The sequence below is a fragment of the Pseudomonas sp. ANT_J28 genome, assembly GCF_008370005.1.
Taxonomy (GTDB): Bacteria; Pseudomonadota; Gammaproteobacteria; order Pseudomonadales; family Pseudomonadaceae; genus Aquipseudomonas; species Aquipseudomonas frigoris.
The window spans coordinates 39,390-52,736 of sequence record NZ_VOBM01000046.1 but is presented as its reverse complement, the minus strand read 5'-3'; the positions used below and the strand labels follow the sequence as shown (position 1 = coordinate 52,736).

Annotated in this window: 8 protein-coding genes; all 8 read right to left on the bottom strand. The window is 54.9% G+C overall.

The window, feature by feature from the left end; translation table 11 throughout:
- Positions 1-563: 563 nt before the first annotated feature.
- The 8 genes from FQ187_RS25225 to tssM all read right to left on the bottom strand — a co-directional run bounded on the left by FQ187_RS25225 (position 564) and on the right by tssM (position 13,339).
- Positions 564-1,313 (bottom strand): lysozyme inhibitor LprI family protein, encoded by a 750-nt coding sequence (locus tag FQ187_RS25225; protein WP_256667429.1) that lies wholly within the window; start codon positions 1,311-1,313, stop codon positions 564-566.
- 183 nt (positions 1,314-1,496) lie between these two features.
- Positions 1,497-2,402 carry a type IV pilus biogenesis/stability protein PilW gene (locus FQ187_RS25220; protein WP_149631554.1) on the bottom strand — a complete coding sequence of 302 codons (906 nt, stop codon included), beginning with the start codon at positions 2,400-2,402 and terminating at the stop codon, positions 1,497-1,499.
- Positions 2,392-5,535: a peptidoglycan DD-metalloendopeptidase family protein gene (locus tag FQ187_RS30040; protein ID WP_178122763.1), complete on the bottom strand. Its 3,144-nt coding sequence runs from the start codon at positions 5,533-5,535 to the stop codon at positions 2,392-2,394. Before FQ187_RS30040 ends, FQ187_RS25220 begins: the two co-directional genes overlap by 11 nt.
- Positions 5,536-5,558: 23 nt before the next feature.
- On the bottom strand, positions 5,559-5,996 hold the full coding sequence (locus FQ187_RS25210; protein WP_149631553.1) for a hypothetical protein: 438 nt from the start codon (positions 5,994-5,996) through the stop codon (positions 5,559-5,561).
- 27 nt (positions 5,997-6,023) lie between these two features.
- A complete protein-coding gene (gene tssI, locus FQ187_RS25205; protein WP_149631552.1) occupies positions 6,024-8,060 on the bottom strand; it encodes a type VI secretion system tip protein TssI/VgrG in 2,037 nt (678 codons plus the stop codon).
- Between the two features lie 28 nt (positions 8,061-8,088).
- Positions 8,089-9,090 carry a serine/threonine-protein kinase gene (locus tag FQ187_RS25200; RefSeq protein WP_178122762.1) on the bottom strand — a complete coding sequence of 334 codons (1,002 nt, stop codon included), beginning with the start codon at positions 9,088-9,090 and terminating at the stop codon, positions 8,089-8,091.
- The gene (locus FQ187_RS25195) at positions 9,087-9,815 is read right to left on the bottom strand and encodes a PP2C family serine/threonine-protein phosphatase (RefSeq protein WP_129439956.1); all 729 of its coding nucleotides are present in this window, start codon (positions 9,813-9,815) and stop codon (positions 9,087-9,089) included. Before FQ187_RS25195 ends, FQ187_RS25200 begins: the two co-directional genes overlap by 4 nt.
- Positions 9,815-13,339, bottom strand: a complete 3,525-nt coding sequence (tssM, locus tag FQ187_RS25190; protein WP_149631551.1) for a type VI secretion system membrane subunit TssM — start codon at positions 13,337-13,339, stop codon at positions 9,815-9,817. The genes FQ187_RS25195 and tssM overlap by 1 nt, the downstream gene beginning before the upstream one ends.
- Positions 13,340-13,347 lie beyond the last annotated feature (8 nt).

The following is a 13,347-nucleotide window of genomic DNA, read 5'->3' as shown; positions in this document are numbered from 1 at the left end:
GGAACGACTGCCGCATGCGCAGTCGGTGGCCGACTACGAAGCGTTGTTGCCGTGGAATTGCTCGCCAGAGATGCCACGGTAAACGAGGCGGTAGTCTGGCGGTAGGTGTGGTTCATGGAGCGGATACACCTTTTCGACTTTGGCGTCGGGTCGCATCATGAGCGGCTGGCTCCTGAAAAGAATCGGGAGCACAGCATTGCGGATCAACAGTTGGCTTTGAATGTGGTGTTCATGGATCGGATACCGACTTCTGACCAGGTCATGGTGTGCTGCCAAGGCGCCTCTGGGTCGAGTATTTCACTCTGGGAATCTGTCAACACAAGGGTAATGGGGACGTTCGACTTGGCGTACTTGACGAAGCCACCCGACCACTTGCTGGAGTGGTCGTAGAAGGTACGGAATTCGAACTTTACTGGGTTGGATTGTGAGAGTTCGAAGCAGATGATTTGGGTGGTGACTTCGCTGTGGGCGGTGAAAGGAAATAACGCCAAAAAGGTAAACAGCGACCATTTGATACTTATCAAAACCCCATAAATCTACGAGCTAGCTTTCAGACTTATGTCTCAACGCTTATTCTTATCCGGCGCCACAGCCAGTTGGCGGGCTCGCTCTATCGTCGCGCGTATTAAACATGTATCAGGAAACTCACCGAATATTGTTGTATACGACTTCGTGTCCATTAGGCATTCCGCATCTCGAAATATCATCCAGGCTCTCTGGGTATCTCTCAGCCCTTTCTGTGCGCTTTCGTTTAAGCGAGCTATACGATCCCGATATACGGAGTTAAGCAGCGCATCTGCATCGGCAAGTACCACATTAAGCACTCCATCGGGCGAGGATGGCCATACCACGTCCGCCAATGCCTGCTTTGTCTCATTATTCCAATTGTATAAGCCGTTTTCTTCGATTCTCAGCAACGCAGATCGCCCATGGTGATTTGTCGGATCGCTCGCACTAACTTCCGAGCGATAAACAATCTCCAGATACATAGGATCGATTGCGCGCTGAGGTTCATTGATTAGTGCTTGTCGGACAATGGCCCGCTGTTTCTTACTCTCAGTTATCTCTATTGAGAAACATGGGTCCGGTCCGGGACGATCAGACGACTTCACCCTCTCCAGGCATTGGTTACGAACGGCCATAGAGGGCGAATCTGACCCGCCACTTACATCTATAATCCTGACAAGCAGCCGTATTTCTGGATCTTTTGAAAAATCGGCCTGAAGCACGGTCGCAATCATCGTGCCTTCTGCTTTGACAATGGATGACAGCAACGAAAATAAAATAACGAAGCTGAACTTTAAAACCTTCATTTACTGGCAGCCTTAGAAAAACATAATAACAAAACAGCGAAAAATGAAACAACCTTACTTATCAACAGCCAAGTCTATATCATAATTAAACCCGTCATTTTCAGGTCAACTTCTTATTCCATGTGAATTGAGCGATTTACTTTCACTAAAAATAAATCGCTCAACACTAGGTCCAATTTTTTACTAAAAAGCCACTCTTTGCTTAACTCGCTCAGGAATTTTTTGCTGCTTACCGTCCGCAGTCATGAGTTCTTCATACCGCTTATAATTTTTTGCCGCTGCTGCCTTGTCACCCTCAGACCAGTAAGCGTCTGCAATATTCAGATACGCCACAATACGCTTGGGGTTTTCAGTAAGGACCTTGGTCAACAGCCAAATGGCATCGCCATTGAATCCGGCTTGCTGCCAAAAATAACCTATATCATTAAATGTTTGCTGATTGGCGCTTGAATAGCCGTAGTCACCAACATACCGTTCAATAAACTCCCGCTTCGGAAAATCAACAAAAGCTCTCTTGCTTTTATAAAGTCTGGACGTAGCATTTTTAAACTCAGCGAGGGATTCTTCTTTTAACCTCTCAGCGATACTCGCAACCAGTTTCTGCTTCTGCACGCAGTCTGAAGTAGTGCAAACTTGCGCCTCATCATATTTGAGAGTTGAATAACAGTACGGTTGTGGCTGCCCAGAAACGCTTGGGACTTTCTGCAGATAAATAAGTTGATTAGCATCAACTTTTACTGGTTGACAGTAAGGTACTACCCCGAAGGCGTCCGGAATTCCGGATTTGTTTCTTGCAATGTCCAGACCGCTTACAACCTTACTCGCTTCAAGTGTTTGTACGCTGCCATTTTTGTCAATAAACCAAAAACTGTTTTCCTGAGCGGTACAATCACACTCGCAGCTCAGGATATAGCTTTGGCTTCTGATGTCCCACTTTGACTTTGGCACACCTTCAGAACCGCAAAAATTCTCGGGGACGGCGACTGAACAAATGTTTGTATCAGGGTCACACGTCAGCTTTTTACTTTCACCCCATGCGGAGGAGGCAAGCAGGAGAAATACAAACAACCAACGCCCTTTAAAGTTCACAAATGTCGCCCTCAACAATTATTCCGTAGTTAGTATTTTCCCGCGTGGAAGTATTGCCACTCATTGTCGCAGTGTATTTCTTCCCTTGGATGATCCCCATACGCCGGCTGAAAGCATCAGCCCGATAGGCCGTAGTGGCCTTTTCCGCGCGTTTCTTGCATACAAAAATCAACAGCTCTTTTTGCGTCGTAATATTGGCTGTCGGAAATTCTGTCCGAATCAATTCCTCTGCCTTCGATAAATTGTTTTGTTGAACGCACAAATCGTACAGCGCACAGTAAGTACGCAACTGAATCTTGACCATTAGCTGCGGCGCCAGCTCTCGCATTAATTTGATGCAAGAGGTAACGTTGTCGTTGTATTTCGCTGCATGATTCAGCTGAATTTTCTGGAAAGCCTCGACTTCTCCTATTTTTTTAAACGCGGATTTCCACCCCGAATTATTGTTGGCAATAACTCCCGAGGCCCAGCTCATTTGTGCCGAAATATTTGCAGCGTTCAACGAATTGATCAACGCCTGAAAATTCATGTTCGTGCCGAAGCAGCCATCGAATTTCGCTTGATCGGCTGCACGCATTTCCAACAAGACCGGCCCCAGTGTGCCTTGGCCGAAGTTCCATTGAATAACGCCAAAAGACATGCCTTGCCCGTCGAAATTACCTGCCAGAGCCTCATAGTCAAGCTTGCTTTTCCCCTCGTACCCAGAAGAAACCAATAGTGCGATTTCCTTTGCCCTACTGAGAGGAATACAGAGAGCCGACAACACGTTTTCCACGAAAGCAATGGAGTGAAAATGCCAAACAATGTCGGTGCTTATAGCGGCCTTTCCAATTAGCTCTCCCCAAAACACATAGTTGCTGATTCTTTCTTTCTCATGCTTGAGCGTTTTCGGTGAGTTTTCCAGCAATTTATCAAGCTTGCTCCATTTTGGAGAATCAGCTTTTTCTTTCCACTCTGTCGGGTGATGGGCAATGAGTTTTGACCAATGCGTCCGGGTATCGGTGTTTTTCAACGCATCAGCAAGCTCACTTGGGTCGACTTCACCGTCATGGTTCTTATCGATTTTTGCAAAGAGTTCCTTGAAGAACTGCGGCATATCCTCCGGATCGAGAAAGCCATCCGCAGTGGCGTTCGCCTCCTCAACGATCTGAAAGCCCAGTTTCTCCCAGTCATGTTGCGTAATGATCTGTGCATCTGCCTTTTTGACCACCCCGCTGACCGCCTGATCGTCTTCGGTGAGAGTGACTTCGTAGTAGTCGTCGGTGCCTTGCTTGATAACCGGCGCCTTGCCCAAATCCACCGAGTGATCCTTCTTGAGCAGCGTATTACCAGTCGCCGGTGCCTTTTTCTTCAACTCGGTCCCTGTTGGCAGATACAGATACTGCTTGCCGACCTTCAATCCGGCTGTGTTCTTCAAGAACTCTTTGACGTCAGCTTCGGCCGTGAAAATTTCGACATGCACTTGATATTTACTGGCCACACCACCGTCTTCGCCAGTGAGGTTCTCGGTGAGTCCCAAATAACCTATCGGGTCGCCAGCCTTGATACCGGTACTGTTTGAAACGACACTGTCGAAATCAATGGGTGTGACCTCCCATCGCACGAACTGGTTGGACGGATCATTTTCCACGATTGTCCAGAATGTCGCCGGCGCATTCCCGATGGGCTGCCAGACGCCTCCGGATACCAATGTGCATGAAGCCATGCGCCGCAACTCGTTACCGACTACTAGGTTGACGACCGTCTTACTGTCGAACTCGATGACGCTATTAGCAACCAACTCAAGATTTCCGGCCACGGGCCCTCCAACGGGTTTTCCGTTAGTTGGATCTGTCGGGGCCTGGAAAATAGGCAGTCGCTTTGTGGCTTGGGCTTTGACTTTACCTTGCCAGTAATTTGGTCTTGTGCGCTCCGGTATGGCATCTGCTACCCAGATGCGATCACCTTTCGAGTTTCTGTAAGGATCGCCGTCTTTCATATAGGCGAACCAGACCTCACGACCTACGTTGCGTACTTTATGAGATCCATTTTTAACGCTACCGGACAGGATTTTCCCTTTGGCGTAAGTAAGGTTGCCAACGTCTTTCTGGTCGACGATCTCCAGTTTCGTACCGTTAGCAAGCTTTCCGGGCGAAGCGATCTGGCTTGATAAAGGTGCTTCGTCGTACGCCTTGAAGTCACCTACTTTCATAGTAATTTTTGGCTTCGGCTTTTCCTGAGGCGTTAGCGGATACCGTTGATAAGGCAGCAAGTGCATGTAGAGACTGTAGAAGTTCAGGGTATTTTGCTTACCTTTATTCGAACCTTCTTCCGGATTTGGCGCCGATTTGTATTCATGGCGCACCAAGCAAAACGAGTTGGAGTACTTCAGTTTTTTCTCGTTATCACCGAAGGTCGACTCCAAATAATCGTCATTAAGGCGATAGGCAACGACTTCTCCATCCGCCATGCAGCGTATCGGCTCATTCAATACACATTGCGGAGCACTTGCATCGCTGATGTGAATGCCGCCATGCCAGAATCTATTGCTACCCAATAGGTAATGCCCTGATTTTTCGCTCTCAAGCGCTTTGTAAACATCTTCTGCATCAGTGAACTGCTTACCATCTGCCTTTCGGAATGGGTATTGAAAGTTCATCAGTGGTGTAGGCCCCTCATTAGGTGAAGAAGCCGGAGCGGCCGCAGGACTTGCGGCTGCTTCCTGTTGGCTCCACCACACTTCAGGGCTAATGAGGTTCCCATTGGGACCCTTCATTTGATAGTGAACATGACGTGGATATTGGGTCACACCATTCGGCCCCTTCCCCCCCATTGTTCCGATCTCGTCACCTGCAGCAACGGTTGCTCCCTGACTTACCATGTGACTGCTTGTATGCAAAATCTCATGACTGTTGCCGTCCGCATCTTTTATTTTTATCGTGCCATAGTTCCCACCAGTAAATGTGACTGTGCCTGCAATTGGCGCATAAACTTTTGGATTCTGCAGATTGATGCCATTTTGGCCACCAATATAATTAAAATCTGTCCCTCCATGAGGGCCACTCGCACGTTGCTCGCCATAGACTCCTGTTATATGAGGCTGGTGGCCATCAACCGGGGGCAGAACACGGAGCATCACTTCATTGAAAGACATATAACTTCCTTTTTAAATTTCTATCAAAGCGAGTAATCTTGAACTTCATCCAAAAACCAACACGCTTCCAACTTAAATATATAGAAAACCTGGTAGTCGGTATCTGGCTTTTCAATTTTTACTTTTGCAATACCGTTGGACACCTCTAGAACTTCAACTTCAAGACCGTCCGCAGTTCGTTTCTCTTTTCCAGGAACTATAGGGAACTTCAGCTTTTGTTTTTCCAAAAAAACTATTTTTTGCTCTGGTTCAGGTTCGGCGTCTACCGTTATTAATTTTTTCAAGGGGGTATGAGTAAACTCCTGCTGCACAGAAGAGCTCTCCAAATAAGAACCTAAAAAAGCTGAAAAATCCTTCGACGGGCATGAACTTACATCAGCTCCGCCTGCAATCACATTGCTTGAAAAAAGCCCGAACGCTGATATAACCAGTGCGAGAGTGAAGCGCAATTGACATTTCATAAACAGATCCTTGAGTTGAATTATTAATCACTCAGAAAACACAAAAAAAGCCTTTGGTTTAACCTTCTCAGGCGGCGCATTCAACAACGCCTGATCCATCAAACTCCCCGCCTTATCCTTATCCGCCGCCCCTGGCAGCACCGGTGGCTTAATCCCAATCCCCGTCCCACTCCCCGCCGACCCACCGGCATTAATCTTCACCACCGGCCCAACCACCGTAATCCCACCCGCATCCAGCTTGATGAAACTCCCCCCGGCCTTAACCGTGAGCTCCATCCCAGCCTCAATCACAATCTTGTCCCCAGCCTTCAGATGAATCTCTTTCCCAACACTGGTCAGCTGCGCAGTCCCCAGCTTCACATGCTGGTTCTGCCCAATCGTCAGGTGATCATCCATCCGCGCTTCAGTCTTGCGATCCGCAATCGTGGTGCGGTGCTCTTCCGCCTTCAGCTCGGTGTAGGTGTTCTTCTCCACCGTGTCATGCCGCTCATTGCCGACTCTTATCTTCTGGTCATGCTCAACGTTTTCATCCCAATCCCGCTGGGCATGAATAAAGATCTGTTCCGCCCCTTTCTTGTCTTCAATCCGCAGTTCATTAAACCCGCCGCCACCCGGTGAGCTGAGGGTTTTGAACACGGTGCGAGTCTTGTTCGCCGGCAATTCGTACGGAACCTGGTTTTCCTTGTGGTACAGGCACCCGGTCACCAGCGGCTGGTCGGGGTCGCCTTCGAGGAAGGTCACCAACACTTCCATGCCGATACGCGGGATGGCGATGGCGCCGTAGCGATCGCCGGCCCAACTCGAAGAGACGCGCATCCAGCAGCTGGTTTTATCATCGGCCAACCCTTCGCGATCCCAGTGGAATTGCACCTTGATCCGGCCGTACTGGTCGCAGTGAATCTCTTCACCTTTAGGCCCGGTGACCATCGCAGTCTGGCTGCCGAGCACACGCGGTTTCGGGTGTTGCAGCGCCGGGCGGTAGAACACGTCCCACGGGGTGGCGAGGAAGCGGTTGCGGTAGCCCTGGTGGAAGTCGTCTTTGTTGTCGGTGGTGTCGCTGGTCACCGACTCTTCGAGGACTTGCGGCTGCTTGCCTTCGTGGACGATTTCGGTGAGCAGCCAGAGGTCGTTCCACTCGGTGCGCGGGTGGTCGGACATTTCCAGGAAGTGGCCGCTGACCAGGGTGGTCTGATCGCTTTTGCCTTCGGCTTGGCGGTAGTCGGCGCGGTGGCGTTCGAGGGCGCGTTGGCTGAGGAATTTGCCGCGTGCGCGGTCGATGAAGCGGCCGGGGTAGTCGTAGTCTTCGAGGTCCGGCGCGTCGCTTTGCGCCTCGGGTTTGTAGGCGGCTTCAAGTTGCAGGCGTGGTTTTTCGAAGTCGTAGTCGCGACGGGTGACGCGACCGGTGCGGGTTTCCAGGCGCAACTTGAAGCCTTTGATTACCGGCTCGTCGGCGACCATGCCGCTGCCTTGCACGTACGCGGTTGGCTGCCCGAGTTTCGGGAATACGGTCTGATCATCGCCGAATACCAAAAGATGGCCTTTGGAACTGTGCTGGAAGTGGTAGTGAATGCCTTCCTCTTCGCACAGGCGTTGGACGAAATGCAGGTCGGTTTCGTCGTACTGCACGCAGTAGTCGCGATCCGGGCAGGGCTGGCTGAGCTGGAAGTTGTAGGCGTTGCCCTTGATGCCGTGTTCATCGAGGATCAGCGCAATGATTTTCGGCGCGGACATCTGCTGATAGATGCGCTGGTTGGTGCGGTGGTGCAGGTACTGCAATTGCGGCACCAGGGAGATTTTGTAGCGGGTCAGGCGTTTGCCGGCATCGCCTTGGGCGACGCGGTAGATCTGGCCGTGTATACCGCTTCCCTGCGGATCGAACGCCAAAAAGGCCTGCTTGTGCAGGAGCTTTTCCAGGTCCAGATCGGGGTTTTCGCTGACCAGTTCAAGGTCAAAGCGATAAGGCTGGCTGATGCCTTCGGTGCCGGTGAACGACAGCACTTGCAGGTCGCCGACGTAGTCTTCGACGGTCAGGCTGAAATGGGTTTCGTTAGCTGAGTTGAACATTGCTTGCTCCCTGTTCGGTAGTCATCCGTTACGCCCGAAGTCGCAGACGTTGCAGCCAAGACGATGTGGCGCCCATAGCGTCACGCAGTTGGGCGGCAGTGATCGTTCGATCTGCCGCATTGAATGCCAGCGCCGTGCGCAGGGCTGGCCAGCAGTGTTTCGGTAGATTCCTGGGTGCGTGCAGCTCGCGATCCAGTTGCCCGTCGCGGGCCTCGGTCGAAGGCAAACGGCGGAACGGGTGTTTGCCGCCCGCCAATTCGTACAACACGCAGGCCACGCCATAGACATCCGCACTGGCAGTCAGCGGTTGGCCTTCGAGCAGTTCGGGGGCGGCGTAGCCGGGGGTCCAGGCGTTGAAGCGGTTGCGGCTCAGGTGTGGCAGGCCGGGCAAGATGCCCTCCTCGGCCTGGCCCAGACCGAAGTCGAACAGGCGCACGCCTTCTTCGCTGAGCATCACGTTGCTCGGCTTCATGTCACCGTGCAGCACGCCGCGAGCGTGGGCGAAGGCCAGCGCGTCGAGCAGCGGCAGCGCGATGTCGCGCAGTTCTTTCCACGGCAGGCCCAGCGGACGCTCGCAGAGTAATTTGTCCAGGGTCAGCCCACGCATGAGTTCCATGGTGATGAAGGCGCGCTGGCAATCGGTGTCCACTTCAAAGCTGTGCAAACGCAGCACGTTGTCGTGGCGCAGTCGTCGGGTCAGGGCGAACTCGCTGTAGAGCAGGGCGCTGGCGTCCGGCGATTCGGTAAATTCTTCGCTGAGGATTTTCAGCGCGATGTAGGGGTCGGGATCGCCGAACTGCTCACTCAGCAGATCCCGTGCGCGGTAAACCGCGCCCATGCCGCCGGCACCGAGCAGGCGCTCGATGCGGTAACGGCCCGCGAGTACGTCCGGCATTTCACCGATGCTGGCCCTTGTCGGCGCCAGGGCGGGCTCTGCTTTATGCGCTTTGGCGAACGCAAAGTAAGTCAGGTTATTGGCTTCCTCGTCGGTCACCGGCAGGTCGTCGAGCGGCGGCATGAGTTGAGTCATTTTCGGATCACCACAGCAGTCAGGTTGTCCCGGGCCGAGCCACGCAGAGCGCCGTCGAACAGACGCTCCAGCGCAACGTGCGGCGCGGTCAGGCTCAGGGCGTTGCCCAAGGCATCGCTGCTGAGCCCTTGGTACAAACCGTCGCTGCACAACAGAAACGCATCGCCGGGGTAGACCTCGAGTTCGAGCACGTCCAGCGTCAGCACATCGGCTGCCCCAACCGCACGGGTCAGGGCATGGGCCGAAGGATGCGCACGGGCGTCCTCGATGCTCATCTGTTGCTCGTCGATGAGTTGCTGTTGCAGCGAATGATCCTTGGACAGCTGATACAAACGCTGGCCGCGCCACAGGTAGCAACGGCTGTCGCCGGCCCAGATGCAGGCCGCGCGATTACCTTCCACCAGCAGCGCCACCACGGTGCTGCCCATGATGCTGTCGTGGCGCCCGGCCGTGACGGTCAACTCCTGACCCAAGCGGCGGTTGAGCCAGTGCAGGCACTGGCGTATGCCTTTGAGTCGTTCGTCAAAATCATCCTGCACCGGCAACTCCGCCAGGCTGGCGACGATCAACTGGCTGGCGATGTCGCCACCCTGATGACCGCCCATGCCGTCCGCGACCACCCACAGCCCCTGCTGTGGGCAGTCGAGGAAAGCATCTTCGTTGCGCGCCCGAACCTTGCCCGGATCGGTACGCGCAGCACTGCGCCAGGGGCTGGCAACCAGCATCAGAGCTGCACCGGCATACGGAAGGTACGCAGCACGCCCATGTCGAACGGGTTCGGTGTGCGCTGGCTCGACAGCAAGTAGTTGGCGCGCAGGCCGCCTACGTCAGCTTTGAGCACCAGCACATCGCGACCGCTCAGGTACTCGGTCTGCATCAGGTCGAACAGACGGAACAGCGACCATGGGCCGGTGTTCTTCTCGATGCCGATCGGGCGGCCGGCCATTTTGTCGAGGACCAGGCTGGTGCGACCGTCTTCAGCGTCGGTCGGCCATTTGAACGACACCGGCACGATCGGGCCGTGGCGGTATTCGATGGTCTTGTCGCCAAACTTGAACTCGGAACGGCTGACGGCCGGGTCGAGGGTGTACGGCTCCAGTTTGAATTGCAGTTGTGGTTCGGCCGGATTGATCGAGAAGAAGCTCTGGCGAATCACTTGGGCGGCGGCCATCTGGTCGAGGTAGACCTTGGAGATCGGCATGCTGTGACCGTCGATGCTGCGCAGACGGTAGTTGCCTGGATCGCCACTCACGAACGGACGCATGTAGGTCTCGAAGAAGCGATCGTTGATGCCCTGGGCCTTGAAGAACTCGCGGAAGTCGCTGATCGCAACGTCGCTGGTGCTGTGGGCGCTGAACGGATAACGCTTGTTGATCGCCTTGCCATAGAAGCTGTACAGCTCGCTCTGATAACGCTGGTTCAGGTACTGGTAGGAATCGTTCAGCACCAGACGCCAGGTGTCTTCGGCCAGTACGTTGAACCACACGCTGACCGGACGCGGCAGACGGTTCGAGGCATTGCGCAAGTTGCTCAGCGCATCACGCTGGCCGCTCATGCGGGTCTTGGCCATTTCGAACGCAGCCTGTTCCGGCGCACTGGCACGCGCCAGGCTCGCCAGTTGCAGTTGCAGGTCGTTGAGCGCCGTCAGGGCCGGGGTCAAATCAGCGGCCGGGCCGTTGTTGTCATCCAACAAACGGTGCAGCGGTTCGAAGCGACGTTGCAGGGATTTCTTCGCGGTGTCCGGCAGGTTCTTGGTCATGTCTGCGGCTTTGTCAGCCGCGGCCGCCGCGAGTTTGCCGAGCTTGCCGCCCTTCTCGCCCAGTTTGTCAGCCGCCTCGGCAGCTTCATCCGCGCTGTCGGCGATCACCGGGAAACGGGTGTTTTCGCGTACTTCCACCAGCAGTTGCAGCACTGGCGAGTCGGCGGACGTCAGGCCAGCCAGTTGCTCGGCGCCTTCACCGGCGTCGTTGATCGGTGGCAAGGCAACCTGGCCGACCGCTTCGCTCCAGAAGTTGGCGTAGTCGCGGAAGTACAGTTGCTCCAGTTCGACCATCAGGCGACGCAAGTCCATGCCGCTGATGCCCGAGCCTTCGCCCAGCACCCAGTTGTCACGCAGGATATCGGTGACCAGCGCAGAGCCCTGAACCGAGAAGTACTGCTGATAACCCTGTTGGGTGTAGAAACCCGGGATCACGTATTCGGTGCCGACAAACAGCGAAGCTTGCGGGCCGATGTGTTGGCTCAAACGGTATTCCGGCAGGTTGCGAGCCTGCTCGCGCAGCATCCGGTAAACCACGTTGGCCAGCGACTCGCTGCGCAACACCTGACGCGCCTGGGCCACCAGTTGATCGTTCAACGGGTAGATAAACGGCTGCTTGAGCAAACGCTCGAAGTGCGTGTTCAAACCGTTCTGCACCGACGTGTTGCCGGCGTAACGCTGGGACCATTCGGTGGCGACCCAATCCTTGAGCCACGGGCCGTCGCGACGGTCTTTCATGTTCAACATCAGGTACGCACGCAGGCTATTGAGCAGGCGTTCACGGTCCTTCATGTTGGCGCGGATCTGCCCTTCTAGCAGCGTCGCGACCCGTGGCAGCAGTTGCGCTTCGAGCTCACGCTCGTAGGTCTCCTTGACCACCGGATTGACCTCTTCGCCTTGGTACAGGCCGCCACGTTCTTGGTACGACACGTCACCTTTTTTCGGGAAGACCTGAGTCGCCGCGTAGCTGGTGTCGAGGGTCTTGAGCACCGCCATGGAATCATCACGCGCGGTCAGGGCCGAGCGCTGTTGAGTCCAGTTTTGGGCCAGGTTACGCAGGTTTTCCAGACGCTCGTAGTTGGCCGAAAATCCGCCCGCCCACAGCATGCCGAACAGCGCCAGTGACGCCAAAGCGCCCACGTACAGGGCACGTTGGCCCCAATGAATGCGGCTGCGTTCGCGTTTGTCCAGACCGGCCAGATCGGCCTCGGGAAAAATCACCCGGCTGAGCAAGTGGTGAATGAACCGCGAACGGCCGCTGCGCAAAGTCGGCAGCACGCCAGCGTTCATCCCCAGATTGGCGCCGATGCCGGCGGTGGTCTGGTCCATTTCTTGAGTCAGGTGCGGTGCGCTGGTCAGGTAGAAACCGCGCAACTGGCTGACACGCTGGTAGCGGTTGCCGGTGAACGCCATGTCGACGAACAGGCACAGGCGCTCACCGATCAGCCCCAGTTGATGCGGAAAGTCGAGGATGCGGCCACGGCGCTGGGTGTCGCGCTCCTGGTGCATGCGCATGATCACTTGGCTGTTCAGACGACGCAGCAGTTCTTCGAACTCCGCGCGCAGCACGGCGACGTCGGTGCCGCTCTGCTCTTTACGGAAGCTGGTGCCGAGCACCTGATCGCTTTCTTCACGGGTCAGTTGATCGAAGAACTCGTCGAAACCGAGCAGCTTGTCAGCCTTGCTCAGCACCAGATAAACCGGCACATCGACGTGCAGCTTTTGATGCACGTCTTGCAGACGCGCACGCACCTGGCGGGCCAGGGTGTCGAGCTCTTGCTCGCTGCCGCCCAGCAGTGTTTCCACCGGGATGGTCACCAGCACGCCGTTCAACGGACGGTTGCGGCGACGCTTGCGCAGCAGGTCGAGCAAGGTGTTCCAGGCGCTGCCATCGACACCGTCTTCACCCTGGGCCAAGTAACGGCCAGCGGTGTCGATCAGCACACCGTGGTCGGCGAAGTACCAGTCGCAATGACGGGTGCCGAGGGTGTCGCGGGTCAGTTTGCGGTCGATCTTGTTGATCGGAAACTCAAGGCCCGAGAAGTCCAGCAGGCTGGTCTTGCCGCTGCCCTGCGGGCCGATCAGCAAGTACCACGGCAAATCGCTGCGCCAGCGTTCGCTGCGACCGCGATAGAGGCTCGAAGTCTTCAGGGTTTTCAACGCATCCTTGAAGCGCACGCGAAGCTCTTTCTGCTCTTCGTCGATCAGCTCTTCACGGCGGATACGATCCTGGCCGTCTTCGGTGTCTTCGATAGCCTTTTTGCGTACGCCAGCGCGCCAGCTGACGAAGACCATGGTCAGGCCCCAGATCAGGAACAGCACACTGATGGTCAGCAGGCGGGAGGTCGAACCTTCCCAGAACTTGTAGTCATTGACCGCCAACAGCGGCCCGACAAACCACACCAGCAGCGCGACGAACAGCACCAGCAGCAAGGTCCAGACCCAGGTCTGACGCAAGAATGCGCCGACTTTCTTGAAAAACTTTTTCATCACACGTC

What these genes read in the sequence shown, in the direction of transcription:
- tssM (WP_149631551.1), bottom strand. Translation starts at nt 13,339, where the DNA reads ATGAAAAAGTTTTTCAAGAAAGTCGGCGCATTCTTGCGTCAGACCTGG.
- tssI (WP_149631552.1), bottom strand. Translation starts at nt 8,060, where the DNA reads ATGTTCAACTCAGCTAACGAAACCCATTTCAGCCTGACCGTCGAAGAC.
- FQ187_RS25200 (WP_178122762.1), bottom strand. Translation starts at nt 9,090, where the DNA reads ATGACTCAACTCATGCCGCCGCTCGACGACCTGCCGGTGACCGACGAG.
- FQ187_RS25210 (WP_149631553.1), bottom strand. Translation starts at nt 5,996, where the DNA reads ATGAAATGTCAATTGCGCTTCACTCTCGCACTGGTTATATCAGCGTTC.
- FQ187_RS30040 (WP_178122763.1), bottom strand. Translation starts at nt 5,535, where the DNA reads ATGTCTTTCAATGAAGTGATGCTCCGTGTTCTGCCCCCGGTTGATGGC.
- FQ187_RS25225 (WP_256667429.1), bottom strand. Translation starts at nt 1,313, where the DNA reads ATGAAGGTTTTAAAGTTCAGCTTCGTTATTTTATTTTCGTTGCTGTCA.
- FQ187_RS25195 (WP_129439956.1), bottom strand. Translation starts at nt 9,815, where the DNA reads ATGCTGGTTGCCAGCCCCTGGCGCAGTGCTGCGCGTACCGATCCGGGC.